This is a genomic window from Streptomyces sp. NPDC002602 (genome assembly GCF_042889445.1).
In the GTDB taxonomy this organism is placed as follows: domain Bacteria; phylum Actinomycetota; class Actinomycetes; order Streptomycetales; family Streptomycetaceae; genus Streptomyces.
The window spans coordinates 64,169-88,376 of record NZ_JBIAQX010000008.1 but is presented as its reverse complement, the minus strand read 5'-3'; the positions used below and the strand labels follow the sequence as shown (position 1 = coordinate 88,376).

Here is a 24,208-nt window from a genome sequence, read left to right as displayed (position 1 = left end):
CGAACGAACCGCCGGATACCCCCGTTTCACCCGCCCGCGTTTGTCCGGGAGGGAGGTCGGGCAGACGGTGCGTCATGGCTGAGCTCACGGGTGGGAACCAGGGGACGATCACGACGAGCGTCCCCGCGCGATTGGACCGGCTGCCGTGGTCGCGGTGGCACTGGATGATCGTGATCGGGCTGGGAACCGTGTGGATCCTCGACGGCCTGGAAGTCACGATCGTCGGCAACATCGCCGGTCGGCTCTCCGAGGACGGCAGCGGGCTCAGCATCACGGACGCCCAGGTCACCGGTGTCGCGGCGGCCCTGTACGTGGCCGGGGCCTGTGCCGGGGCGCTGTTCTTCGGACGCCTCACCGACCTGTTCGGCCGCAAGAAGCTCTTCCTGATCACCCTCGGCGTCTACCTGGCGGCGACCGCGCTCACCGCCGTGTCCTTCTCGCCCTGGTGGTTCTTCGTCTTCCGGTTCCTCACCGGTTTCGGCATCGGAGGCGAGTACGCGGCCATCAACTCCGCGATCGACGAGCTGATCCCCAGCAAGTACCGCGGCCGCGTCGACCTCATCATCAACGGCAGCTTCTGGCTCGGCGCGGTCGCCGGCGCACTGCTGTCCGTCCTCGCGCTCGACACCGACGTCTTCCCGGCCTGGCTCGGCTGGCGGCTCACGTTCGCGCTCGGCGTCGTCCTCGGCCTGGTGATCCTGCTCGTCCGCCGGCACGTGCCCGAAAGCCCCCGGTGGATGTTCATCCACGGTCAGGGCGAGGAGGCGGAGAAACTCGTCGCCGACGTCGAACGCCGGGTGGAGCGAGAGAAGGGCGCCCCGCTCCCCGAACCGGGGGAGGCCATCACGATCGAGCAGCGCGGCAGCATCGGATTCGGGGAGATCGCGAGGACCGTCTTCCGGTCCTACCCGCGGCGGGCCGTGCTCGGCCTGTCCCTCTTCGTCGGGCAGGCGTTCCTCTACAACGCGATCACGTTCGGCTTCGGCACCATCCTGGCCCGGTTCTTCGACGTCTCCACCTCGGTCACCGGCTACTACTTCGCCGTCATCGCCTTCGGCAACTTCCTCGGACCGCTGTTCCTGGGCCGGTTCTTCGACACGATCGGCCGCCGGCCGATGATCGCGGGCACCTACGTCCTGTCCGGCCTGTTGCTCTTCGGCACCGCCTGGCTCTTCGGGGCCGGCATGCTCACGGCCTTCACGATGACCGCCTGCTGGTGCGTGGTGCTGTTCTTCGCCTCCGCCGGGGCGAGTTCGGCGTACCTGACCGTCAGCGAGATCTTCCCGATGGAGACGCGGGCGATGGCGATCGCCTTCTTCTACGCGGTGGGCACCGCCGCCGGAGGGATCTCCGGTCCGCTGGTCTTCGCGGACCTCACCTCCAGCGGCGTGGTCGCCGACGCCGTGCTCGCGTTCTGCATCGGGGCCTCGCTGATGGTGGCGGCCGGCCTGGTCGCGGTCTTCTTCGCGGTGGCGGCCGAGGGCAAGTCCCTCGAATCGATCGCCACCCCCCTGTCCGCCCGTACCACCGGGGCACAGGACGCCGCCGACGGCGGGCCGCGGGCGACGGACCGTGCGGAGAGCCGCACCCCGCTCGGGTGACGCCGTCCCCGGCCGGGAGCCCACGCCCCGGCGCACGGCCCGGGCGTGACCCGGACGGCTGTGGACAAGTCCTTCGAACACGACAGGTCCGCGCCGTGCTCGTAGCGTCGTCGGCATCAGGGGGCCTGGTGCCCCGAAGGGCGAACTCTCCTGACGGGAGGGCATGCCGATGCCGGAAGAAACTTCCGTGTCCAGTCTGCTGCGCGTCCACCGAGGCTCCGCCGAACCCGAGGAACTGGCCGCGATAGCCGTCGTGGTCGCCTGCCTCGCCGGGCGCCTGTCCCTGGCGACGAACCGCCCCCAGGAGAACAGACGCCACCGCCCGCATCCGCGCCCCGCAGGCCATGGATGCTGGGCGGGGTGCTGGGCCTGCCGGTGACGAACCCGGCAGGCCGCACGAACCTCAGTCCCGCCTGAGGACGGCCATCATGGCCGCCAGGAGGGCCTCCTGGGGGTCGGTCACCGCGTCCTCGCAGCGCCAGGCCACGAACCCGTCCGGCCGCACGAGCACCGCGCCCCCGGCGCCGATCTCGTGGACCTCCGTCCAGTCGGCGTCACCCGGCTGGACCAGGTCGGCGTCGGACGCGGAGCCGATCGTGAACCCGTCCAGACGCGCCGACAACTGCTCGGCCACCTGCGCCGCCGCCGCCCGCCACGGGGTTCCCGCCGCGCTCAGCAGCACGAAGGACCGCTCGTACAGGTCGAGCAGCGAGATGCGCTCCCCGGACCTGGTCACCCACATGTGCGGCGCCCTGGTGCCCACATCACCCTTCAGGCGCAATGCCTCGGGGATGATCGGCCGGTCCGGGTCACCGCCGACGACCGCGCCCTGCGGGTAGCAGTACCCCATGGCCGTGGTGAGGACCCCGCTGCCGGGACCCCCGCCCATGGTCGGCGGCGGGGTGTACCCCGGGTGACTGTGCTCCGCGGAACGCGCCGAGGCCCGCAGGCTCGTGGCCCGGGCCACGGGCAGCCGCTCGGCCTCGTACGTGTCGAGCAGCTCCTGGCCGGCCGCCCCCTGGAGCACCGCCGCGATCTTCCAGGCGAGGTTGTGCGCGTCCTGGATGCCGGTGTTCGAACCGAACGCCCCGGTCGGGGACATCTCGTGGGCCGCGTCGCCGACCAGGAAGGCCCGGCCCGACGAGTACCACTCCGCCACCCGTTCGGCCGCGTGCCAGGGCGCCCGGCCGCCGATCTCCACGTCCAGGTCGGGCACGCCGACCGCCGCGCGGATCTGCCGCGCGCAGCGCTCGTCCGTGAAGTCCTCCAGCGTCTCCCCGTTCTCGGGGTGCCAGGGGGCGTGGAAGACCCACTGGGTCTCGTTGTCGACCGGCAGCAGCGCCCCGTCAGCGCCCGGGCGCATCAGGTAGCAGACGATGAACCGGACGTCCCCGAGGACCTCGACGAGCTGCTCGGAACGGAACGTGATGCTCACGTTGTGGAACAGTTCACCGCTGCCCGTCTGGGGGATGCGCAGCGCCTCCCGAACGGGACTGCGCGGGCCGTCCGCCGCGATGAGGAAGTCGGCGCGCACCGTGAGGTGCTCGCCCGTCTCCCGGTCCTTCACCACGGCGGTGACGCCTTCCTCGTCCTGGTCGAAGCTCATCAGCTCGGTGGAGAACCGCACGTCCGCGCCCTGTGCGCGGCTCTGCTTGGCCAGCTCCGGCTCGATGTTGTTCTGGCTGCACAGGCACCAGCCGGTGGGGCTGAGCCGGGCGAGCGCCTTGGACGGGTCCACGCCCTTGATCAGCCAGTTGAACTCGCCCCCGACCAGGGACTGGGCTTGCAGGATTCCGTGATTCTCCTCCAGCGCGGCCGCCGCGCTGCGGATCGCCGGCTCGGCCCGCGCCGTTCGGAACAGCTCCATGGTGCGTGCGTTGATGCCACGGCCGCGCGGATGGACGGACGTACCGGCGTGCTTCTCGACCACCATGTGCCTGACGCCGTGACGGCTCAGGAACAGGGAGGTGGACAGGCCCACGAGTGAGCCGCCCACCACAAGGACCGGTACACGGACGTCGACTTTGTCTTCGATCAACTGAGGGCTCCTGTTTCTGTGCGGGGCGGTGCACTTTCTTATGCCCCGATCAGCCGGCGGACCCGGGCGATTCATCACTTCTCACCCGGACGATCCCGAGATCTGGCGTTCTGCCCCCTGCTGGATGACGATGAGCGACAGCGGATCCACGCATATGCCCTCTTTTGTCCACCCTGGCAAAGAGGGAAGCGGCCCGGACCGTTCCGACCGCCGCAGCGGACGCGGCGCCCCCGGGAACACGTTCCCGGCGACCACGTCCCACGACCGAGACCCCTCACGAAGGAGTGAGCAGATGACAACCGCCCTGTCCGAGAGGGTGTCCCAATCGGCTTTCGACGGATCCATGCTCCGGGTCGTCCTGCTGATGGACCTGCACGAAGGCGTCCAGCAGCAGTTCTTCGACGCCTACGAGCAGCTCCGCCACGACATCGCCTCGGTTCCGGGGCACCTCGGCGACCAGCTGTGCCAGTCGTTCGAGAACCCCTCCCAATGGCTCATCACCAGTGAGTGGGAGAGCGCGCCCCAGTACCTCGCCTGGGTCAACAGCGAGCACCACGCCGAACAGGTCAAGCCGCTCGGCGCCTGCGCCCGGAGCATGCGACCGCTGAAGTTCACCGTGCTGCGGGAGACCGGCAAGCGCTACGACCGGCCCGAGCTGACGCCCTCCGTACGGCTCCAGCCCGCGCCCCGCCTCGGCGCCGGGATCGTCCGCCACGCCCTGACCTTCACGGTCAAGCCGGGCAGCGAGAAGGCCGTCGCCGACCTGCTGTCCTCCTACGACTCCCCGGCGGCCGAGGTCGACGCGCACACCCGCCTGTGCCGCACCTCCCTGTTCATGCACGGCAACCGGGTGGTCCGGGCCGTCGAGGTCGAAGGCGACCTCACGGCGGCCCTGCGCCACGTGTCCGAGCAGCCGGAGGTCCGCGCCGTCGAACAGGCCATCAACCCGTACCTCGAACAGGACCGCGACCTGGCCGACCCCGAGTCCGCCCGCCTGTTCTTCATGAAGGCGGCGCTCCCGGCCGTCCACCACGTGGCCGACCACGGCGCCGAAGACGCCCCCGTGACCCGGCACGCGCTGTTCTACCCGGCACGCGAAGGCCGCGGCGCGGAACTCGCCGAGTTCCTGTCCCAGCAGGACGAGCGGGCCGCGGCGCGGCCCGACGGCCCGGTCCGCAGCAGCAGCATCTTCCAGCGCGACGACATCGTCGTGCGCCTCCTCGACGTGTCCCTCCCCGCGGGCGCCGACCTCGCCGCCGCCTTCGAGATCGAAGGACCGCGCGCCGAGGCGACCCTCGAACGGCTGCTCGCGGCGCCGTCCGGGGCCGGCGGCCCGGCAGCACCCCACCCCATGACCCCGGTCACCGACCGCCGGGCACCCGAACGGCCCTGAGGACCCGAACGGTCCTGAGGACCCGAACCGTCCTGAGGACCCGCCCGGTACCCGCGGCCCGCCCGGGCCACAGCCACCACCACCCCGCCCCGCGCCCCTGTCGAGGCAACCCGCACGCCTGGAGGAAGTCAGTCATGAGCACACATCGCCCACGCATCGTCGACCTCAGCGAGACCCAGCCCAACCGCAGGCGCGGAGGCGACCTGAGAGCGGTGCTCACCCCGACCTCGGTCGGCTCGACCAGCGGGTTCATGGGGCTCGCCGTGATGGCCCCGGGCGAGTCGATCGCCGAGCACTACCACCCGTACTCCGAGGAGTTCGTGTACGTGGTCGCCGGCGCCCTGGAGGTCGACCTCGACGGGGAGGCCCACCCGCTGCGCGTCGACCAGGGGCTGCTGGTACCGCTGAACGTGCGCCACCGTTTCCGCAACGTCGGCGACACCGAGGCCCGCATGGTCTTCCACCTGGGCCCGCTCGCCCCCCGGCCGGAACTCGGCCACGTCGACACCGAAGAGGCCCCGCACCCGCACGAGTCCGCGTGGGACCAGCGGCCACCCGAGCACTCGGAGGTCGTCGCATGACCCGCCGACGGGTGGCCGTGACCGGGGTCGGCGTCGTCGCCCCCGGTGGCATCGGCACCCGTGCCTTCTGGGACCTGCTCTCCAACGGGCGGACCGCGACACGGGGCATCACCCTCTTCGACCCGACCGGGTTCCGCTCCCGGATAGCCGCCGAGGTCGACTTCGACCCCGCCGACCACGGGTTCGCCCCCGGAGAGGCGGAGCGACACGACCGGTACATCCAGTTCGCCCTGGTCGCGGCGCGCGAGGCGGTGGCCGACGCGGGCCTCCACCTCGACTCCGACGAGGCCTGGCGCACGGGGGTCTCCCTGGGCACCGCCGTCGGCGGAACCACCCGCCTGGAGCACGACTACGTCGACGTCAGCGACAAGGGTGCCTGGTGGGACGTCGACCACCGGCTCTCCTCGCCCTTCCTGCACCGGGCGTTCACCCCCGCGACGCTGGCTTCCGCCGTCGCCGAACAGACGGGCGCCCGCGGACCCGTACAGACCGTCTCGACGGGCTGCACCTCGGGGCTCGACGCGATCGGATACGCGGTCCACGCGATCCAGGAGGGTCGGATGGACGTGTGCGTCGCCGGCGCCTCGGACTCTCCCGTCTCCCCGATCACCGTGGCGTGCTTCGACGCCATCAAGGCGACCTCGCCGAACAACGACGACCCCGCCCACGCGTCCAGGCCGTTCGACGCCGACCGCGACGGGTTCGTCCTCGGCGAGGGCGGCGCCGTCCTCGTCCTGGAGGAGCTGGAGCACGCCCGCGCCCGCGGCGCGACCGTCTACTGCGAGATCGGCGGGTACGCCACCTTCGGCAACGCCCACCACATGACCGGCCTCACCACCGAGGGGCTGGAGATGGCCCGGTCCATAGAGACCGCCCTCGGGCAGGCCCGGATCAACGCCACGGAGATCGACTACGTCAACGCGCACGGCTCCGGGACCAAGCAGAACGACCGGCACGAGACCGCCGCCGTCAAGCGGGTGCTCGGCGACCACGCCTACCGGACGCCGATGACCTCCATCAAGTCGATGGTCGGTCACTCGCTCGGCGCCATCGGCGCCATCGAACTCGCCGCCTGCGTCCTCGCGATGACCCATCACGTGGTGCCGCCGACGGCGAACTACGAGACCCCCGACCCGGAGTGCGACCTGGACTACGTGCCGAAGACGGCCCGCAGCCACACCCTGCGCAGCGTGCTCTCCGTCGGCAGCGGATTCGGCGGATTCCAGTCCGCCGTCGTCATGACCCAGCCGAAGGAGGTGCGCGCGTGAACAGTCGCTCCGAGGGAGCCTCGGTCATCACCGGCATCGGGGTGGTCGCGCCCAACGGGATCGGGATCGAAGCCTTCTGGAAGGCGACCCAGGCCGGCGACAGCGTCCTGGACCGCGTCAGCCGGCAGGGCTGCGAGCACCTCCCGCTGCGCATCGCGGGGGAGGTACGGGGCTTCGACCCGGGCACCCTGGTCGAGGACCGCTTCCTCGTACAGACCGACCGGTTCAGCCACTACGCGCTCGGCGCCGCCGACCTCGCCCTGGAGGACGCGCGGCTCGCCCAGGCCGACTACGCCGACGACGCCTTCTCGGTCGGGGTCGTCACGGCGGCCGGTTCGGGCGGCGGCGAGTTCGGGCAGCGAGAACTGCAACGGCTGTGGGGGCAGGGCCCCCGCTACGTCGGCCCGTACCAGTCGATCGCCTGGTTCTACGCCGCCAGCACCGGACAGATCTCCATCCGACGCGGGCTCAAGGGCCCGTGCGGCGTGGTCTGCGGGGACGAGGCCGGCGGCCTGGACGCCTTCGCCCATGCCGCCCGGGCCATCCGGCAGGGCAGCCGGGCGATGCTGGTCGGTGCGACGGAGGCACCGCTCGCCCCCTACTCGGTCGTCTGCCAGTTGGGCTACGAGGGTCTGAGCACCGACGACGACCCCGAGCGGGCCTACCGCCCCTTCACCGCGAAGGCGTCGGGCTTCGTGCCCGCCGAAGGCGGCGCGATGTTCGTCGTCGAGGACGCCGAGTCCGCGCGGCGGCGCGGTGCGACCGTCCGCGCCGTCGTGGCGGGCCACTGCGCGACCTTCACCGGGCCGCACCGCTGGGAGGAGTCGGGCGAGGGCCTGTCCCGCGCCATCCGCGGCGCCCTCCGCGAGGCGGACTGTGCCCCCGAGGAGATCGACGTGGTCTTCGCCGACGCCCTCGGGATCCCCGCGGCCGACACGGCCGAGGCGTGGGCCATCACCGATGCCCTGGGCGGTCGTGCGAGCCGGGTGCCCGTCACGGCGCCCAAGACCGGGATCGGGCGGGCCTACTGCGCCGCCGGCACCCTCGACGTGGCCGCGGCCGTGATGGCACTGGAACACGGCGTCGTCCCCCCGACGCCGAACGTCTTCGAGGTCTGCCACGACCTCGATGTGGTCACCGGTGGCGCGCGCACCGCACGGTTGCGGACCGCGCTCGTGCTCAGCCGGGGCCAGATGGGCTCGAACTCGGCCCTCGTCCTGCGCAGAGGACCGGAATCCGCCATGTAGGGCGTGCCACGCCGGCTCCGCCGGCCCACCCGCCCTCGTAGGAAGAGAGAAGGCACCATGTCCGACCGCCTCACGATGGAAGAGCTGGCGTCCCTGATGAAGAACGCCGGCATCACCGTCGATCCCGTCGAGCTGACGAGTCGCCCGGAGTCCCGGTTCGACGAGTACGGCCTCGACTCGCTGGGCCTGCTCGGCATCGTCGGTGAGCTGGAGAACCGGCGCGGCCGGGCACTGCCCACCGACGCCGACCGCTGCGCGAGCCCGCGCGAGTTCCTCGACCTCGTCAACAACAGCCTGATGACAGGAGCCTGACATGCTTGGCCACACCGACAACGAGATCACCGTCAACGCGCCCGTCGACGTGGTGTGGGAGGTGACCAACGACCTCCAGAACTGGCCGCAGCTCTTCAGCGAGTACGCCTCGATCGAGATCCTCGAACGCGTCGGGGACACCACGAAGTTCCGACTGGCCATGCACCCCGACGAGAACGGTGTGGTGTGGAGCTGGGTGTCGGAGCGGACCGTCGACCGCGAGGGCCTCACGGTCAAGGCGCGGCGCGTCGAGACCGGCCCGTTCGCCCACATGAACATCCACTGGGAGTACCACCCGGTCTCCGGCGGTGGCACCCGGATGCGCTGGGTCCAGGACTTCGCGATGAAACCCGACGCGCCGGTCGACGACGCCTGGATGACCGACAACATCAACCGCAACTCCCGCACCCAGATGGCTCTCATCCGGGACAAGATCGAACAGTTGGAGCGGGAGAGCCGCGAGCCCGTGACCAGTCAGCGCTGACGGACGAAAGGCACAGCACCATGCACCAGGCTCTCATCGTGGCCCGCATGGCCCCCGGTTCCGCGCCCGACATCGCCGGCCTGTTCGCCGCGTCGGACGCGGGCGAACTGCCGCACCTGGTCGGGGTCAAGAGCCGCAGTCTCTTCCAGTTCGGGGACGTGTACCTCCACCTGATCGAGTCCGACAAGCCGCCGGCCCCGGCGATCGCCCAGGTGACCGACCACCCGGAGTTCCGGGACCTCAGTGACCGGCTCTCCGTGTTCATCAGCCCCCACGACCCGCAGACCTGGCGGAGCCCCAAGGACGCCATGGCCCAGCAGTTCTACCGCTGGGAACGCTCGGGCGGTCGGTAGCCGACCCGGCGTCCACGCCACGGACACCAGCCACACCGCGACGGCTCTGCCCCGTTCCCAGGGGGCAGAGCCGTCGGTGCGCCCAGCCGCCGGCCGATCAGCCGAGGCCCGCCCGGCCCGCGGCGGCCACGACGTGGTCGCGCGAGGCCCGGGCCTCCTCCCGGAGAGCGGACAGGTCGACGTCGAGGAGCCGGCCGTCCCACTTGCGGACCTGTCCCGCCACGAACACGGTGTCCACGTTGCGCGCGTCCGAACCCGACACCACGGTCCCCACGGCGTCGTTGAGCGGCATGTTGTTGACGTCCTCGGCGCGGATGACCAACACGTCCGCCTGCTTGCCCACCGTCAACGAACCGGTCACGTCCGCGAGCCCGTTGGTCCGCGCGCCCTGCAGGGTCGCGAAGTCCAGCACGTCGAGCGTTCCGATCCGGGACGGCTCCCGGTCCGTGCCGTACACCGCGGCCACGGCACGCATGCGTTGGATCGCGTGCAGGGTCCGCATCTGCGTGAACATGTCGCCGGCCAGCGCCACCTCCACGTCGATGCTCAGGCCCGGCCGGACACCGGCCCCGAGCGCCTCGTCGATCGCGGGGACGGCGCTCTCCAGGCCGATCTGCGCCTCCGAGGTCGGGGCCAGCGACACCGTCGTCCCGCTCGCGCCGATGGCCCGCCAGGCATCGGGGGTCAGACCCGTCGCGTGGATCAGCGTGACGTCCGGCCCCAGCAGTCCCGCGCGTTCCCACTGAGACACGGCCCGCGAGGAGGCGGCGCCGAACACCGCGTCCACGCTCACCCCCATGCCCAAGTCGCGTGCGACGGAAGCCAGTTCCGACCCGTAGGCAAGCCGGGGGCCGGCGATCTCGTCCGTTGCCAGGGCGGCGAGCCGGAAGGTCAGCAGGTCGCTTCCGTACGTGTCGCGGAGCCGACCGAGGTCGGCCGGCCACTGCTCGTCCCAGTCGCCGAAGTGCGGACCCATCGCCGCGTGCACCCCGCGGATGCCCGTGTCGACCAACGCCCGCACGGCGCTGTCCGAGTGCTCCGCGCTGCGCGAGTTGTGCGAGAAGTCGAGCATCGTCGTGATCCCGCAGTCCAGCGCGGACAGCGCGGCCAGCCTGGTGCCGACGTACATGTCGTGCGGCCGGTAGACCGGCGCGTAGCCCGCCAGCGTGGTCCGTACGTAGGCCCCCAGGTCGTCCACGTCGGGCATCACCCGGCGCAACTGGCCCTGCCAGGCGTGCCGGTGGGTGTCGACGAAACCGGGAGTCAGCACACAACCGGTCGCGTCGACGACCACGGCGTCGACGGCCGCGCCCCGAGCGGCGAGGTCCCGACCGACCGCCGCGATGACCTCCCCCTCGATCAGGAGGTCGCCCACGGGCAGGATGCCGGTACGGGGGTCCATGGTCACCACGGTCGCACCGGTGAGCAGGACACGACGCCGGGCGTCGGGAGCGCGCAACCGGTCGAGCAGGGCCGCGCGGATGGTGTCGTTCAGGTACATCGGGGGGCGATCCGATCGGGGGAGGGCGAGGCGGTCTCGGGTCGAGCCGGCCCACTCATCGTGTGACCGCCCCCGCGTCCGAACCAGGCCCCGCCTACCCCGGGTGCGCCACACCCCGGACCCGCACCACCGTGTGCCGCACTGTCATGCACTCCCGTCACAGGGGAACCATTCGCCCCTATGGTGCGTGAATGGAGGAAAAGCACCCTGACACCACGGGAAAGGCAGACCCTTGAACACCACATCGACGGCACAGGGCTCGCGTCGACGCGCGATCCTCGCGCTCGGGGCCGGGGCGGCGTTGACCGCGGCCCTCCCCATGGGCGGGACCGCGTACGCCTCGGACACGGAAGGCGACCTCGTGGCACGCCGGTTCGGGGAACTGGAGCGACGGCACTCGGCCCGCGTCGGCGTGTTCGCCCTCGACACGGCCACCGGCCGGACCGTGAGCCACCGGGCCGACGAACTCTTCCCGATGTGCTCGCTCTTCAAGACGCTCGCCGCGGGAGCCGTCCTGCGCGACCTCGACCGCGGCGGGGAGTTCCTCGCCAAGCGCGTCCACTACACCGAGAAGGACGTCAAGGACGCCGGCCACACGCCGATCACCTCCAAGCCCGAGAACCTCGCCAACGGCATGACCGTCGAGGAACTGTGTTCGGCGACCATCTCCTTCAGCGACAACGCCGCCGGCAACCTCCTGTTGCGCGAACTCGGCGGACCGACCGCCATCACCCGGTTCTGCCGCTCCCTCGGGGACAAGGCGACCCGCCTCGACCGCTGGGAGCCCGAACTCAACTCGGCCGAGCCCGATCGGATAACCGACACCACCACCCCCCGTGCCATCGCGCACACCTACGCGCGCCTCACCCTCGGCGGAGCGCTCACCACCCCCGACCGGGAACGGCTCACCGGCTGGATGCTGGCCAACACCACCAGCTCCAAGCGGTTCCGCGCCGGCCTTCCTCCGGAGTGGACGATCGCGGACAAGACGGGAGGCGGCCGGTACGCCACCAACAACGACGCGGGCATCGCCTGGCCGCCCGGCCGTCCCCCGATCGTCCTGGCGGTGCTGACGACCAAACACGACCCCGATGCCCCCGCCGACGACCCGCTCGTCGCCGACTCGGCCGCACTGGTGGCGTCCGCACTCGGCCACCGGAGGTAGACCCGGTCCCACCCGCGCCCCGCACCGCCGACCGGCCGACCCCCCAGGGCGAGACGGTCGGCGGAGCGGGCACCGGACGAAGAGGATCCCCCCTGCTTCCGGCAGGCCGGGACTAACATCGCGCACATGAACGAGCCGTCCCATCTGACCGCCGTCAGGGAGTCGTACGACACCATCGCGGCCGACTACGTCGAACGGGTTCCCTCCCCGGACCGGCTCGACCCGCTGTCCCGCGCGATGCTCACGGCGTTCACCGACCTGGTGCGGGCGGCCGGTTCGCTTCCGGTCGCGGACCTGGGTTGTGGCCCCGGCCGGCTGACGGCCCATCTGGCCGCGCGGGGGGTGACCGCCTTCGGCGTCGACCTGTCACCCCGGATGATCGAACTCGCCCGGGCCGCCCATCCCGACGTGCGCTTCGTGGAGGGGTCGATGCACGCGATGGACCTCGCGGACGCCCGACTCGGGGGCATTCTGGCCTGGTACTCCACCCACCACACGCCCCCCGCGTCGCTGCCGGACCTGTTCGCCGAGTTCCACCGTGTACTCGAGCCCGGCGGCCACCTGCTGTGGGGGGACTACATCGGTGCGGAACTGCTGAATCCTGCCCGGGCCTACGGCCATCCGGTGAGCTACATGTCGTACCTCCTCCCCTTGGACCGCGTGGCCGACCTGCTCGGTCGGGCCGGACTCACCGTGACGGCAAGACTGGTGCAGGAGCCCGGAGAAGGGGTCAACAGGCCGCACGCCTGCCTCCTCGCGCGCAGACCCGAACACCCCTGACGGGCCGCCGCGCGCTGACGGGCCGCCGCGCCCACGGCCGGCCCGGCGGGTCAGGAGCGGGCCGCGAGATCGGCCAGGAGTTCGCGGGCGGCGCGCGTCCCCGAGGCCATGGCCCCCTGCACGGAACCCGTCGCGCGGTGGTCACCGCACACGTACACCCCGTCCTCGACCCTCGTGGTCCGGCTGAGGGGCCAGGGCGGCGGCATCGCCGGCAGCGCGCCGGGCACCGTGACGGCGGCCACGGCCTGCCACCCGGTCGCGTCCGTCCCGTACACCTCGGACAGCACGGACACCAACGCCGATCGGCCCGCGGGGGTGTCGCCGCCGAGCACCGAGGTGGACACCAGGGCACGGCCGTCGACGGCGTAGCCGGGAGCCACCTCCGTCAGCACGCACGTGTTGAGGAACCGTCGCCGGCTGTCGACCAGCAGGGTCGGTTCGCGCAGCGGAGAGGTGGGGGTCGCGTGGTAGTAGGTGGTGACCGTGCGCGTCGGGCCGGGCTCACCCAGTGCCGGTACGAGCGCGGACGCGCACGCCGTGTCCGTGGCGACACGACGCGGGTGGCCTCGTGGGCACTGCCGTCCGCGAGGACCACTCCGGCGCCGGACACGGCGGACACGCGCGCCCCGAGCCTCAGGGCGCCCTCGGGCAGGCCGGCCGCCAACTGCTCGGGCACCGCCCCGATCCCGTTCGAGGGCAGGGTGAGGGTTCCCCGGATCATGCTGCGCCAGGTGAGGTGGAACATTCGGCTCGACGTCTCCAGATCGTCCTCCAGGAAGACGCCTGCCAGGAACGGGCGCATGAAGGCGTCGACGAGGGCGTCGCCCACCCCCCCACGCGCCAGTTCCCGCCGGGTCGTACGCTCCGGAAGCCGCCGCAGCGCCCGAACGGGAGCCGCGGTGGCCACGGCGGTCAGCGCGCCGAGTCCGGCGAGCCCGCGGAGCGGGACGCGTCGACCGGTCAGCAGCGCGGCCGCGTCGCCCGGGCGCCTCGTCGGGTCCCCGAACCGCACCCGACCGCCGTCCGGCATGTGGGCCAGTGCTCCCGGCGTGAAGGGGCGCAGCCGGAGGTCGCGCAGGTTCACCCGGCGCTTGACCTGCGGGTACGCGGTGTTGAACACCTGGAACCCGCGATCCAGCACGAACCCGTCCCGAAGGTCGCTGCGCATCCTTCCGCCGACCCCGTCGGACGCCTCCAGCACGCGCACCCGTACCCCCGCCCGTGCCAGGTCGAGCGCGCAGGTGAGACCGGCGAGCCCGGCCCCCACGACGATCACATTGCCCTGCCGGTCACGACTGTTCACGGGTTACCTCCTGGTGGCGGCTTCACCCTGTCCTTCGCCGGGCGGGTCCGGAACGGATGCGATCGATCGTTCCCCACCTCGACCACGGAAATCGGGTGATCATCCAGTCCGGGCCGTCACGGGTGTCCGCGCTGTTCGTCGGTCCGGCGCACCCGTCACCTCGGGGACCACCGCGCCCGCCCGCCCCCGGAGCGAGCCGCCGGCAGCGGGGCCGGCGGAGCGCTGCGGACGCCGTCGGGGAGCGGCTGCGGCCCCGCACCTGGTGGGGCGGGCCATCAGGGAGGAGGATGGCGTCATGAACCTGCCCGCGTCGTCGGGTCGCGGTCCACGCGAGCGACTCGGCGCCGGCCTCTTCGCCCGTGTGGCCGGACCCGAGGGCCGGGCGAACCGCGCCCGCATCCACGGTGCCCCGGGACCCCGCTGGTTCGGGCCCGAGCGTCCCATCCGCACCGTGCACGGGGACGCCTCGATGTTCGTCGGCGGTCTCAGCGCCCTCCTGCTCCAGTCGCTGCACCCGTTGGCGATGGCCGCCGTCGCGGCGCACTCCGGATTCCGCGGCGACCCGTGGGGGCGGCTCCAACGCACCAGCACCTTCCTCGCGGTGACCACGTACGGCACCGCCGAGGACGCGCGGCGAGCCGTCGACCGGGTACGGGCCGTACACGAGCGGGTCCGCGGCCGGACGTCCGACGGCCAGGCCTACCACGCGGCCGACCCGCACCTGCTGGGCTGGGTCCACGCGGCCGAGGTCGACAGCTTCCTCCGCGCCCATCAGCGCTTCGGCGCACACCCCCTCGACGCCGCCGGTTGCGACGCGTACCTCACGGACACCGCCCGGGTGGCCCTCGCGCTCGGGGTGCCGGACCCGCCCCGGAACCGGGCGGAGCTGGCCCGACTGCTCGCCGAGTACCGACCGGAACTGCGTGCCACGCCCCAGGCCCGGGAGGCGGCGCTCTTCATCCTGCGCCATCCGCCGCTGCCCGGGGCGGCCCGCGGACCCTATGCCGTGCTCGCCGCGAACGCGGTCGCCCTGCTGCCCTCGTGGGCTCCGGGACTGCTGGGGCTGTCGGGGGCGCGCGGCGGCCTGAGCGGCGGCCTCGTACGACTCTCCGGACACGCCCTGACCGGCTCCATCAGGTGGGCGATGGCCCCACCGCCGCCCGGACCACCGGGGTGATCGCGACCCACCGCACCCCGCCCCCCGGATCCGCCGCACCCCGGCACCCCAGCACCGCACCCCAGAACCGCACACCGGAGGAGCACCGATGACCGGATGGATCGTCGCCCCCGACGCCGGACGCGTCGAGGAGGTGAGCTGCGGACACCTCGACCAGGCGCCCGACGAGGAGCCGCCCTCGGCCGTCCGGGGCTGCGAGGAGTGCCTGGCGGCCGGCGGTACGTGGGTGCACCTGCGGAAGTGCCTGATCTGCGGCCATGTCGGCTGCTGCGACAGCTCCCCGGGTCGGCACGCCTGGGGGCACGCCGACACCACCGACCACGCGCTGGCGCGCTCGTTCGAGCAGGGCGAGGCCTGGGCCTGGTGCTACCAGGACTCGCTGTTCCTGCTGCCCGAACCGGCCTGAGCACCAAGGCGGGACGCGAGGACGCGAGGACGCGGGGCACGCCGGCCTGCCCGCCTCAGGTGAGGGGGCGCAACCGCGACGGGGTGTGCGCCACCGCCGAAGCACGCGGCACGGCCGGCCCCAGCGAGGGTTCGGTCGTGGCGGCCAGCGCGCTGCCGGCCTGCCAGGCCGACCAGTCGAGGTTCCAGTCGCCGAAGCCGTTGTCGAACGGCGTCATCCGCTCGCCGCCGCTGTTCACCACCTCCACGATGTCCCCCTCCCGCACCAGGTCGAAGAACCAGGCGGCATCGGCCGTGCTCATCCCCGTGCAGCCGTGGCTGACGTTCTCCTCGCCCTGCGCCTCCACCGACCAGGGGGCGGCGTGCACGTACTCGCCGCTCCAGGTCACCCGGGTCGCGTAGAGCACCGGCAGGTCGTAGAACTCGGTCGTACCGCGCTTGATGCCGACGGTGTCCCCACGCATCCGCACCTTGGCCTCCTTGCCCAACACCACCTTGACGCCACCGCGAGTCAGGAATCCGGCCTTCCCGGTGGTGACCGGGATCGTGCGCAAGACCCGGCCGTTGCGACGGACCGTCATCCGGTGGGCGGCGGAGTCGGTCACCGCCTCGACGCGTTCCCCGATGGTGAGGTGCGAGGGCTCCGACGGGCCGCCGTGCAGGTCGCCGATCTCGACCCCGTCGAGACCGCTGTGTACGCGCACCTCGGTGTGGGCGGGCCAGTAACCGCGCGGCCGGAAGTGCAGCGTCGAGTCGTCGACCCAGTGCCAGGAGCCCTCGACGGCGGGCTCCGAGGTCACCTGGAGCGCCCCTTCGAGGCGGGCCCTGGCCGTGCGGTCCGCGGCCGGGACGGGATGGCTCAGTGAGGCCGTCACGATCTGGCCCGCCCCGTACGTCCCCGGTCGCGGGCCGAACTCGACCGTCAAACGGTCGTGTTCACGGGGCGGCGCGGTGCGGAACGCCAGCGTGACCCCGACCGGGGTGCCTGCCGCGTCCTGCGCGGCGACGCGCACGGTGTAGTGCTCACCGGCCCGCAGCGGCTCGGTGTTGGTCCAGCGGTGGTCCACCGCGCCGAGCGCGCCCCCGACATGACGGCCGTGCCCGTCCCGGACGGTCACGTGCGTCAACCGGCCCGGTTCGGCGAGGGCGATCTCCAGCGGGCCGCCCGCGTCCGTGGGCAGCGCGACCGCCTTCGCCCCGGCGTCCGAACCCGAGGCCGTCGAGTCGCGTACGACCGATCCGGCCCCGTGCGCCGTGGCCAGCACCCGTTCGCGCTGCAACTCGCCGCACAGTCCCGCCCGGAACGACTCGCTCCCGCAGGGTTCGGCCCCGTCCTCGTCGCCCTCGCCGGTGTCGAGGATCCGGCCCACCAGCAGCGCGAGGGAGGCGTCCGGGCCGTCGGCTGCGTGACGCGCGGGAGCGGGAGCGGCGGCGGCCACGAGCGCGGTTCCGACCACCGCGCCGCCCACCAGGCTCCACACCTTGTTCCGGCGTCGTCCTCGCGCACGGTGTGTCGATGACGTCGTCATGCAACCCTCCCATTTCACCCACGGCCGGATGGCAGCATCAGAACGATTTCAAGGCAGGATGATGATCATGACTCGGGCGTTTGGGGCCGAACGGGGTGATAAGTGAACCCGTACGGAGCAGGTCGACTGGCACCCGTCGCCCCCTGCCCGTAGGGGGTTCCGTCGCCCGTGAGCGGTCCGAAGCGGAAGGTCGACCGAGGAAGGACCGGTGGAGGGTGACGCCCACACATGGCCGGAAATCGCCGCCCGGTCCCGGGGTCGTGGACCTTCTCGTGGCTGTCTCCCGCCAAGATCTTTCGTAGGCTCAGAGCCGTTGCCGGTCAAGGAGGTTGACCCCCTCCCACGGCACGTCCGTCTTCGCATGCCCGCATGCCCGCTTTCCCATCACGAACGAGTCGAGGAACCCGTGCGCCTGCCCCTTGAACGACGCCTGACCATCAGTGCCGCCCTGCTTGCCGTCGTGGCGGGCCTGGCGCCCGCGGCCACCGCCCACGCGGCCCCGTCTGCACCGGCTGTCCCGGCGACGCGCCCCGCCGCACAGCCGCCGGCGCCCGACCTGGCGGGCCTGGAGCAGGTGTTGCGCAACACCCTGGCCGCCGGGGCACCCGGCGCGATGGCCCGGTTCACCGGGCCGGCCGGCGTGGTGAACCGGGTGGCGGGCGTCCAGGACCGGACCACCGGGGCGGCCATGGACCCCGCGGCCCGCTTCCGGATCGGCAGCGTCACGAAGACGTTCTCCACCGTCGTGCTCCTCCAACTGGTGAACGAGGGCCGGATCGGCCTGGACGACCCGGTCAACCGCCACCTGCCGGGGCTGCTCCCCGACGACCGGATCACGGTGCGTCACCTGCTCACCCACCGCAGCGGGTTGTCGGACTACACGAACGTCATGTTCGCGAACACCGTGCCGGGCTTCGAGTCCGTCCGGAACAAGGTGTTCGGGTACAAGGAACTGGTCGCCCTCTCCCTCGCCGAGCCCAGGACGACCGAACCCGGCGTCTCGTACAAGTACTCCAACACGAACTTCGTCGTGGTCGGGATGCTCATCGAGAAGGCCACCGGACAGCCGGTCGCCAAGGAGTACGAGCGCCGCATCATCAAGCCACTGGGGCTCCGCAACACCTCGTACGTCCACCCCTCCACGGTGATCAAGGGCGCCCACGCACACGGCTACCTCCACCCGGACCAGGAGGGTGCCCCGCTGGTCGACTCCACCGAGCAGACGGTGTCCTGGGCGCAGACCGCCGGCGCGATGATCTCGAACCAGGCCGACCTGAGCACCTTCATGTCCGCCCTGCTGCGCGGCAAGCTGGTGCCGGCGCCCCTGCTGGACACCATGATCACCATGACGCCGACCGACACCACCAACACCCGCTTCTACGGGCTGGGCCTGCGCCGCTACGACCTGTCGTGCGGGACGTCCGTGTACGGCCACACCGGCACCGTGCAGGGCTTCTACACCTACGCCTTCACCACCCGGGACGGCGGTCGCAGCCTCTCCGCGATGGCGAACACGTCGAACAGGGGCGCCGCCAACACCGCGCTGGGCGGCACGCTCGAAGCCGCGTTCTGCGGAAAGCCCGCCACAGCCCCCGCCGCCAAGGCGCGCGGTCTCGCGATGACCCCGGCCGAGGCGGACCTGCCCGAGCGCCGCTGACCCCGACCGGGGCGGCACCGCGGAGCACCCCGTTCTCCGCGGTGGCGCCCCGAAGTCCCCGGCCGGGCCGTCTCTTTCGGATCCGGCCGGGGCCACGGCCTCGGCCGGATCCGAAAGAGATGATTCAGGCGTCGGCGACGACGGCGTGCGGGTCCAGATCGCGCAGGATCAGCGCGTGCGCCACCCGCCCGGCGCGCTGGCCCCGGCGAACGCTGTAGGTGTGCAGCGCCTGGCGCGCCTCGTGCGGGGCGAGGGAGCCGGCGGCGGCGAGCAGCACGGCCGCGGTGTCGACGGCGGCCTTCGTGGCGAGGGCTGCCTGCGTGTTGGCGACCACGTCGGCCGGACGCGGCGGATTGGCCCGCCAGGTGGCCACCGCCTTGATCGTGACATCCGCCATGGCCTGGAGCAGCGCGACGTCCGATTCGGTCAGCGCGGTGGTGTCGCGCGTCAGCAGGTGCAACGCGCCGACCTTGTGGCCCCGGACGCGCAACGGCAGTCCGTGGGCTCCCCGATAGCCGGCCATCCGGGCCAGCGCAGCCACGTCCGGCCAGGCCTCGGCGTCGGCGTCGAGGTCGGGCGCGTGCACGGCCGCTCCCAGGCGGAAGCTGTCGGCGCAGGGCCCCTGGGCCGGATGGAAGTGGAAGAGCTCGGTCGCCTCGGCCCCGTCATCGGTGACGGCCGCCGCGCGCAACCGCCCGCGTACGTTGGCGAGTATCACGGCAGCGGCGTCGACCGGGGTCAGGGCCACGCAGTTCCGGACGAGCCGGTCCAGCAGGGTCAGCGGGTCGACGTCGTCGGCGAGGGTGTCGCCCAGGCCGACGAAGGCCTCGGCGAGCTGCTGGTCGCGGGTCATGCCGATGTCACCGTTCCCTCGTACGGCCCGTCGCCGGGCCTGGCCATGAGACCTGATGCGTCCCGCCATGGCCTCGCGGGCCCCGACGATCATCCTTGCCTACGATCACGCCGCAGGCCGGGTGCCACTCGCGGACCGCGGCGACGGGGTGTGCGTGTCGTCGCCCCGGCGCGCCGCCGCTCGCCGGATCCGGGACCCGGCGCGAGGCTTCGAGACGGTGGGGGAGCACGGTACGAGGCGCACACCCCCGCGCGAGCGTCCCGGCGGGACCGCGTCGGCGCTCACGACCAACACCGACGTGTCGAAGCGCGGCCGTGCGTCATCGCCGGATTGCCCACACCGCTCCCGGGCGGCGGATCCCCGGATGCCCACTTCCTTTGACCGGTCGGCCGCGTACCGTGGCGAAGAGACCGCTGGAGGAACCGTGAGCGCACAGCCCGAGTACGTGTCCGTCCCCCCGCCCCCGCCGGCCGCGGCCGCCCAACTCCTCGCCCGGATCCGCGCCGACCGCCGGGCGCAGCGGTGGGAGCCGGCCTTCGAACGGGATTGGGCCAAGGCGCTGGAGGACTCCCGCCACAGCTACACCCTCACCCCGCTGCACGATGTCGTGCGTGCCTGGCGGAGCCGGCTCGACTCGGCCCCGGCCGTCGACGCCTTCGTCGCGTCCGGCATGGACGACTCCGACCACGTCGCGCTCGAGGACGTCATCGGAGTCCGACCGTGATCGGTGCGCCATGGCCGGCCCGGCTCTCCCCGCAGGCCGCGAAGGTGCTGGCAGGGCTGCCCGCCCACGCCCGCGAGATGGCACGCGACGTCTTGGACATCGCCGCCCGAACCCCTTGGGGATGGCCGCAGTGGGACGCGGGCGATCCCGCGGGGGAGGACGTCAGGTCCGCTTCCATCGGCCGGTTGAGCGTCATCTACCGGGTCAACCGGGAGGCCGGACGCCTGTCGGTCCTGGACCTCGTCTGGTTCGGATAGACCGTCCGCAGCGTGCCCGGGTTCGTCCCCGGTGACCACGCCACCCGCGTTGCGGATGACCTGCGCCTCCCCCTCGTTGAGCCCGAGGATGCTGTGGACGTCGAGTCGGGCGTCCATGCGGGCGACGACGGTCACGTGCTTGGCCGGGGCAGCGGCAGCGGGCCGGTGAAGTTCTCGGCGTGGACGGCGTTGTCGGCGAGCAGTCGATCGGTGACGGACATGTTCGGATCCTTGTCGGGCCGATGGGGGGCCCACCCGGGCCACCGCGTGAAACGGGTGCGCGGGCGGCGCGTTGCTCCGTGCGAGGGAGGGGGTGTCACGGGGCGGGTGGCCGTTCGTTGCCCATGCATGACAGATCTCATGGTGAAGATTCCGGCCGACTGGCTGGCCCGGGTGTTCCTCTCGCTCCGCCGCGGCTCCTCGCCGGACGCGCAGACTCTCGCTTCCGAACTGGCGCCGTTCACGGAGAAGCCCGGACAGCGGATCCCGATCCCGCGCGCGACCGTCCTGCGGACCGAGCAGGCGTTGAGGGGAGAACTCGAACGCGCCGCGACGGACGAGCGGCGGGCGCGGCTGGCGGAGGAGGCCGACTACCTGATCGGCGTCCGGGACGGCGGGCGGATCCCCTAAGCCCTGTCACCCGATACCGAACCCGATACCGAACCGGGATCGGGACCCGAACCGAACTCGAACCCGAACCGGGACCCGAACCCGAAGCCGAACCGGGACCCGAAGCCGAACCGGACCCGAACCGGGACGACACCGAACCCCGGGCCCCGGCCCCCTGACCCGGGTCCTTCGACGGGTCCGCCCGTCCCGTGTTCTCGCGGGGCGGGCGGGTCGGCTCGTGGGGTCAGGTCAGGGCGGGTCGGTGCTGCCTCCTCTGCCCGGTCGTACGGTCGAGGTGCGGTGCGAGGGCGGCGGTACGACGTCGACGCCGCTGCCGACCGGGTTGCCCTCGCAGCAGGAGGACGGCGAGGAGCATCGGGGAGACGGTCAGGACTATGAACGTCACCGCGATGACGCTTCCTCCGAGGGGCCTGGTCGGTGCGGCGGGCCGGGTGGCGCCGCGCGTTCCGCGCCGTCCCCGGCATTGCGACGGAGGCCGCCGTACGGGGAGGGCGCGGCCGGTCCCGTCGCCGCCGCCGCGGCCAGGAGACGTTGCACGGCCCTGGACTGGTTCACCATCCTCAGGCGGCGCCCGTGCCGACACCAGTCGTCCAGGACGCGCAGGAGACCGGAGTCGGCGAAGGTGACGCGGGAGGTGTCCAGGACGAGCCCGGTGTAGCCGTGGGCGGCGGCCAGGGCGAGCGTCACGCGCAGGGGGCGCGCGGTGTGGTGATCGATCTCGCCCGCCGGGGCGATGGTCAGGACGTTGCCCCGGGAGTGGACCGTTATGGCGCAGGGCGCGCTGTCGGCGCCCGTGTCGTGTGGGGTCGTGTGGGCCAGTATCGGGCTGCTCGTCGCTGTACTCACGAACGGGACAACGGTCCGGCCCCCCGGGGAGGGAACGCGATCGGAGGCGGCTTCACCCCTCGTCGGGGTCAAGATCCCCGGTGTGGGCGAAAAACGGTCCCCCGTTCGGGGCAGACCCGCGCACGGCCGGTCGGATGGGCGGATGGTCATCCGACCGGGAGGTTCGGGAGATCCCCTCCCGACCGCGAACGGCGGGAGTCGGACCGGGGCTCCGGCCGACGGCGCCCTCCCGGGGGCGGTGGTGCTCAGACGGGGGATGAGTACCCGCGCTCAGGACGCGGGCCCCGCCGCGCCCGACCATGGGAGCACCGCAAGAAGCCCTCGTGAAAGGCACCAGCGTGCTCAGTCGCCTCGCCTCCGCCGTCGTGCCCGTGTTCGGACGCCTGACCGTCACGGCCGACGCAGCGTCGCTGCCCGCCGGGGGCGCGGTGATCGTCGCCAACCACACCAGCCTGGCCGACCCCGCCGTCGTCATGGCGGCCCTGCGCCGCCTGGGTACCGAACCGGTGGTGCTCGCCACGGCGGGCCTGTGGCGGATCCCGCTGCTCGGCTGGTCGCTGACCCGCGAGGGACACGTACCCGTACGCCGGGGCACGGCACGCGCCTCGGAGGCGCTGGAGACAGCGGTCGCGGCACTGCGCGCCGGCCGGCACGTCCTCGTCTACGGGGAAGGCCGCCTGCCGCTGCGCCCGGACTCGGGGGAGGAGCCGCCGGAGGACTTCCGCAGCGGTCCGGCCCGCCTGGCGCGAGCCGCCGGGGTACCGCTCGTCCCGCTCGGCCAGGCCGGTGCCCGGCGGATCACCTCGGGCAGCACCGGCAAACAACTGGCCGGCCTGTTGACCGCGCCGGTCCGCCGACCCCGCCTGCACGTCCACGTCGGCACCCCACGAAGCCTTCCCGCCGACACCGGCGAGGCCACCGCCCACGCCCGACACGCCGTCACGGCCGCCTGGGAAGTGGCGACCCGCGCCCTCAGCGAGGTCTGACCGGGGGCGGGCGGGGGTCCGCCCTCGGACGGAACCGCCCGCGAGCAGCGTCCGCCCCGACGGGGTCAGCGTGTGGCGGACACCGCTCCCGTCCCGCCCGGTGGTGGAGCAGGCCCGCCGCCCACTGCCGGCGCGGCACGACCACGTGGGGATCGAAGTGGATCCGCGACACCGTCGCTCCTCCAGAAGCCGGTACCTCGTACCGGCGGACACCGCCCGGACCAGGTCCTGCCCCGGACCGTCAGCTCGCCCCGAGGCGGGCGAGTTGTTCGGTGATGGTGTCCGCCGGAGGGAAGGTGGCGCCGACGGCGGTGACGTGCTTCCAGTGCAGGGTGCCGTCGGGGGCGATGATGAAGACGGCTCGACGCAGCCCGATGAGGGGTGCGGTGATCCCGAAGGCCCGGGCGACGGCCCGGTCGGTGTCGGCGAGCAGGGGAAGGCGCAGTCCGCGGGAGCGGGCGAAGTCCTCGTGGCTGTCGACGCTTTGGGGGCTGATGCCCCAGACCCTGGCCCCGCCGGCTCCCAGGGATTCCAGTCCGTCGGAGTAGGAGCACAACTGGGTCGTGCACACGGGGGTGTTGTCGCCGGGATAGAAGGCCAGGACGACCGGGCTCCCTCGATGGCCGCCCAGGGAATACTCGGTGCGCACAAAGCCGTCCCCGGTCAGTTCACCTCCCGGAAGTCGGAAGTCGTCCACCACTTGGCCCACGGCTGGGGATCGGCCCACGATCGCTGTCCTCTCGGTTGCTGAAGGTGCGACTGACGGCACCCGAAACCCGGAGCGCGGCCCCGTGCCCGGTGGCCGCCGCCGGATCCGCATGGTACGTGGCGTCGCCCCGTCCGGTCTCGGTGGCCCGGTACCGGGCGCGCGGGAGCGGGTCCGCGCTGCCGGACGCGAGGGTGAACGCGGCCGCTCGTCGTACCCGCCGCCGCACGGGTGGCCGGACCCCGACCGAGCACCGGACCCGACCACCCCGTGAAGGTCCCGCAGGCGCGCCGGCCGCCGTGAACTCCATCCCGCCCCCGGCCGGTCGCGCGGTGGTGTCACCCGACCCCGGCGCCGGTGGGCGGGCAGGACACAGTCCCGCTTACCGCCGACCGTCGGCGTCCGCGCGGCG

General features: G+C 72.6%; 25 protein-coding genes and 1 pseudogene. 18 read left to right on the top strand and 8 right to left on the bottom strand.

Annotation, left to right across the window (positions count from 1 at the left end; all coding sequences use genetic code 11):
• Positions 1-74 precede the first annotated feature (74 nt).
• Together ACFYW3_RS22250 and ACFYW3_RS22245 are read left to right on the top strand one after the other, a co-directional pair.
• Entirely contained in the window at positions 75-1,601 is a 1,527-nt protein-coding gene (locus ACFYW3_RS22250) for an MFS transporter (protein WP_389387063.1), read from the top strand.
• A 187-nt stretch (positions 1,602-1,788) separates the two neighbouring features.
• Complete coding sequence (locus ACFYW3_RS22245) at positions 1,789-1,980, top strand: acyl-CoA carboxylase epsilon subunit (RefSeq protein ID WP_389387062.1); 192 nt, start codon at positions 1,789-1,791, stop codon at positions 1,978-1,980.
• Positions 1,981-2,004: 24 nt separating this feature from the next.
• Here the strand turns inward: ACFYW3_RS22245 and ACFYW3_RS22240 are convergent, their stop codons facing one another.
• Complete coding sequence (locus tag ACFYW3_RS22240; protein WP_351758502.1) at positions 2,005-3,636, bottom strand: FAD-dependent monooxygenase; 1,632 nt, start codon at positions 3,634-3,636, stop codon at positions 2,005-2,007.
• Positions 3,637-3,931: 295 nt separating this feature from the next.
• On the opposite strand from ACFYW3_RS22240, the gene ACFYW3_RS22235 reads away from it, so the two are divergent.
• From ACFYW3_RS22235 to ACFYW3_RS22205, 7 genes are all read left to right on the top strand, one after another.
• On the top strand, positions 3,932-5,032 hold the full coding sequence (locus tag ACFYW3_RS22235) for a SchA/CurD-like domain-containing protein (protein WP_351758426.1): 1,101 nt from the start codon (positions 3,932-3,934) through the stop codon (positions 5,030-5,032).
• A gap of 134 nt (positions 5,033-5,166) precedes the next feature.
• Positions 5,167-5,613 carry a cupin domain-containing protein gene (locus tag ACFYW3_RS22230; protein WP_266953040.1) on the top strand — a complete coding sequence of 149 codons (447 nt, stop codon included), beginning with the start codon at positions 5,167-5,169 and terminating at the stop codon, positions 5,611-5,613.
• Positions 5,610-6,881 (top strand): beta-ketoacyl-[acyl-carrier-protein] synthase family protein, encoded by a 1,272-nt coding sequence (locus tag ACFYW3_RS22225; protein ID WP_351758423.1) that lies wholly within the window; start codon positions 5,610-5,612, stop codon positions 6,879-6,881. Before ACFYW3_RS22230 ends, ACFYW3_RS22225 begins: the two co-directional genes overlap by 4 nt.
• Positions 6,878-8,128, top strand: coding sequence for a ketosynthase chain-length factor (locus ACFYW3_RS22220; RefSeq protein ID WP_351758420.1), 1,251 nt, complete (start codon positions 6,878-6,880; stop codon positions 8,126-8,128). Before ACFYW3_RS22225 ends, ACFYW3_RS22220 begins: the two co-directional genes overlap by 4 nt.
• A gap of 57 nt (positions 8,129-8,185) precedes the next feature.
• Positions 8,186-8,440, top strand: a complete 255-nt coding sequence (locus ACFYW3_RS22215) for an acyl carrier protein (protein WP_266953508.1) — start codon at positions 8,186-8,188, stop codon at positions 8,438-8,440.
• A 1-nt stretch (position 8,441) separates the two neighbouring features.
• A complete protein-coding gene (locus ACFYW3_RS22210; RefSeq protein ID WP_351758417.1) occupies positions 8,442-8,924 on the top strand; it encodes an SRPBCC family protein in 483 nt (160 codons plus the stop codon).
• 20 nt (positions 8,925-8,944) lie between these two features.
• Positions 8,945-9,277, top strand: coding sequence for a TcmI family type II polyketide cyclase (locus ACFYW3_RS22205; RefSeq protein WP_266953504.1), 333 nt, complete (start codon positions 8,945-8,947; stop codon positions 9,275-9,277).
• 97 nt (positions 9,278-9,374) lie between these two features.
• Here ACFYW3_RS22205 and ACFYW3_RS22200 read toward each other — a convergent pair whose 3' ends face one another.
• On the bottom strand, positions 9,375-10,778 hold the full coding sequence (locus tag ACFYW3_RS22200; RefSeq protein ID WP_389387061.1) for an amidohydrolase family protein: 1,404 nt from the start codon (positions 10,776-10,778) through the stop codon (positions 9,375-9,377).
• A gap of 232 nt (positions 10,779-11,010) precedes the next feature.
• Between ACFYW3_RS22200 and bla the strand changes: the two genes are divergently transcribed.
• Both bla and ACFYW3_RS22190 read left to right on the top strand, forming a co-directional pair.
• A complete protein-coding gene (gene bla, locus ACFYW3_RS22195; protein WP_389387060.1) occupies positions 11,011-11,943 on the top strand; it encodes a class A beta-lactamase in 933 nt (310 codons plus the stop codon).
• A 126-nt stretch (positions 11,944-12,069) separates the two neighbouring features.
• A complete protein-coding gene (locus ACFYW3_RS22190) occupies positions 12,070-12,723 on the top strand; it encodes a class I SAM-dependent methyltransferase (protein ID WP_389387059.1) in 654 nt (217 codons plus the stop codon).
• A 50-nt stretch (positions 12,724-12,773) separates the two neighbouring features.
• Here the strand turns inward: ACFYW3_RS22190 and ACFYW3_RS22185 are convergent.
• Positions 12,774-14,026 (bottom strand): annotated as a pseudogene (locus ACFYW3_RS22185) (NAD(P)/FAD-dependent oxidoreductase).
• A gap of 295 nt (positions 14,027-14,321) precedes the next feature.
• On the opposite strand from ACFYW3_RS22185, the gene ACFYW3_RS22180 reads away from it, so the two are divergent.
• Both ACFYW3_RS22180 and ACFYW3_RS22175 read left to right on the top strand, forming a co-directional pair.
• A complete protein-coding gene (locus ACFYW3_RS22180) occupies positions 14,322-15,203 on the top strand; it encodes an oxygenase MpaB family protein (RefSeq protein ID WP_351758407.1) in 882 nt (293 codons plus the stop codon).
• An 88-nt stretch (positions 15,204-15,291) separates the two neighbouring features.
• Positions 15,292-15,609 carry a UBP-type zinc finger domain-containing protein gene (locus tag ACFYW3_RS22175; protein ID WP_389387058.1) on the top strand — a complete coding sequence of 106 codons (318 nt, stop codon included), beginning with the start codon at positions 15,292-15,294 and terminating at the stop codon, positions 15,607-15,609.
• A gap of 55 nt (positions 15,610-15,664) precedes the next feature.
• Here ACFYW3_RS22175 and ACFYW3_RS22170 read toward each other — a convergent pair whose 3' ends face one another.
• On the bottom strand, positions 15,665-17,137 hold the full coding sequence (locus tag ACFYW3_RS22170) for an Ig-like domain-containing protein (protein WP_389387057.1): 1,473 nt from the start codon (positions 17,135-17,137) through the stop codon (positions 15,665-15,667).
• 412 nt (positions 17,138-17,549) lie between these two features.
• On the opposite strand from ACFYW3_RS22170, the gene ACFYW3_RS22165 reads away from it, so the two are divergent.
• Positions 17,550-18,794, top strand: coding sequence for a serine hydrolase domain-containing protein (locus ACFYW3_RS22165; protein WP_389387182.1), 1,245 nt, complete (start codon positions 17,550-17,552; stop codon positions 18,792-18,794).
• Between the two features lie 124 nt (positions 18,795-18,918).
• On the opposite strand, the gene ACFYW3_RS22160 is transcribed toward ACFYW3_RS22165, so the two are convergent.
• The gene (locus ACFYW3_RS22160; RefSeq protein WP_389387056.1) at positions 18,919-19,647 is read right to left on the bottom strand and encodes a GAF domain-containing protein; all 729 of its coding nucleotides are present in this window, start codon (positions 19,645-19,647) and stop codon (positions 18,919-18,921) included.
• A gap of 424 nt (positions 19,648-20,071) precedes the next feature.
• On the opposite strand from ACFYW3_RS22160, the gene ACFYW3_RS22155 reads away from it, so the two are divergent.
• From ACFYW3_RS22155 to ACFYW3_RS22145, 3 genes are all read left to right on the top strand, one after another.
• Positions 20,072-20,371 (top strand): DUF6247 family protein, encoded by a 300-nt coding sequence (locus ACFYW3_RS22155; RefSeq protein ID WP_266953442.1) that lies wholly within the window; start codon positions 20,072-20,074, stop codon positions 20,369-20,371.
• Positions 20,368-20,628: a hypothetical protein gene (locus ACFYW3_RS22150; protein WP_266953444.1), complete on the top strand. Its 261-nt coding sequence runs from the start codon at positions 20,368-20,370 to the stop codon at positions 20,626-20,628. Before ACFYW3_RS22155 ends, ACFYW3_RS22150 begins: the two co-directional genes overlap by 4 nt.
• 348 nt (positions 20,629-20,976) lie before the next feature.
• Positions 20,977-21,258 (top strand): hypothetical protein, encoded by a 282-nt coding sequence (locus ACFYW3_RS22145; protein ID WP_351758396.1) that lies wholly within the window; start codon positions 20,977-20,979, stop codon positions 21,256-21,258.
• Between the two features lie 223 nt (positions 21,259-21,481).
• Here the strand turns inward: ACFYW3_RS22145 and ACFYW3_RS22140 are convergent, their stop codons facing one another.
• Positions 21,482-21,643 carry a hypothetical protein gene (locus ACFYW3_RS22140; protein ID WP_389387055.1) on the bottom strand — a complete coding sequence of 54 codons (162 nt, stop codon included), beginning with the start codon at positions 21,641-21,643 and terminating at the stop codon, positions 21,482-21,484.
• The gene (locus ACFYW3_RS22135; protein ID WP_389387054.1) at positions 21,640-22,104 is read right to left on the bottom strand and encodes an STAS domain-containing protein; all 465 of its coding nucleotides are present in this window, start codon (positions 22,102-22,104) and stop codon (positions 21,640-21,642) included. Before ACFYW3_RS22135 ends, ACFYW3_RS22140 begins: the two co-directional genes overlap by 4 nt.
• A 338-nt stretch (positions 22,105-22,442) precedes the next feature.
• On the opposite strand from ACFYW3_RS22135, the gene ACFYW3_RS22130 reads away from it, so the two are divergent.
• Complete coding sequence (locus tag ACFYW3_RS22130) at positions 22,443-23,090, top strand: lysophospholipid acyltransferase family protein (protein WP_351758494.1); 648 nt, start codon at positions 22,443-22,445, stop codon at positions 23,088-23,090.
• Between the two features lie 241 nt (positions 23,091-23,331).
• Here the strand turns inward: ACFYW3_RS22130 and ACFYW3_RS22125 are convergent, their stop codons facing one another.
• Positions 23,332-23,817, bottom strand: coding sequence for a peroxiredoxin (locus tag ACFYW3_RS22125; RefSeq protein ID WP_351758389.1), 486 nt, complete (start codon positions 23,815-23,817; stop codon positions 23,332-23,334).
• Between the last annotated feature and the right edge of the window lie 391 nt (positions 23,818-24,208).

Coding starts and splice junctions, on each gene's coding strand:
- ACFYW3_RS22250 (WP_389387063.1), top strand. CDS start 75: ATGGCTGAGCTCACGGGTGGGAACCAGGGGACGATCACGACGAGCGTC.
- ACFYW3_RS22235 (WP_351758426.1), top strand. CDS start 3,932: ATGACAACCGCCCTGTCCGAGAGGGTGTCCCAATCGGCTTTCGACGGA.
- ACFYW3_RS22230 (WP_266953040.1), top strand. CDS start 5,167: ATGAGCACACATCGCCCACGCATCGTCGACCTCAGCGAGACCCAGCCC.
- ACFYW3_RS22225 (WP_351758423.1), top strand. CDS start 5,610: ATGACCCGCCGACGGGTGGCCGTGACCGGGGTCGGCGTCGTCGCCCCC.
- ACFYW3_RS22215 (WP_266953508.1), top strand. CDS start 8,186: ATGTCCGACCGCCTCACGATGGAAGAGCTGGCGTCCCTGATGAAGAAC.
- ACFYW3_RS22210 (WP_351758417.1), top strand. CDS start 8,442: ATGCTTGGCCACACCGACAACGAGATCACCGTCAACGCGCCCGTCGAC.
- ACFYW3_RS22205 (WP_266953504.1), top strand. CDS start 8,945: ATGCACCAGGCTCTCATCGTGGCCCGCATGGCCCCCGGTTCCGCGCCC.
- ACFYW3_RS22200 (WP_389387061.1), bottom strand. CDS start 10,778: ATGTACCTGAACGACACCATCCGCGCGGCCCTGCTCGACCGGTTGCGC.
- ACFYW3_RS22190 (WP_389387059.1), top strand. CDS start 12,070: ATGAACGAGCCGTCCCATCTGACCGCCGTCAGGGAGTCGTACGACACC.
- ACFYW3_RS22180 (WP_351758407.1), top strand. CDS start 14,322: ATGAACCTGCCCGCGTCGTCGGGTCGCGGTCCACGCGAGCGACTCGGC.
- ACFYW3_RS22175 (WP_389387058.1), top strand. CDS start 15,292: ATGACCGGATGGATCGTCGCCCCCGACGCCGGACGCGTCGAGGAGGTG.
- ACFYW3_RS22170 (WP_389387057.1), bottom strand. CDS start 17,137: ATGACGACGTCATCGACACACCGTGCGCGAGGACGACGCCGGAACAAG.
- ACFYW3_RS22160 (WP_389387056.1), bottom strand. CDS start 19,647: ATGACCCGCGACCAGCAGCTCGCCGAGGCCTTCGTCGGCCTGGGCGAC.
- ACFYW3_RS22145 (WP_351758396.1), top strand. CDS start 20,977: ATGACAGATCTCATGGTGAAGATTCCGGCCGACTGGCTGGCCCGGGTG.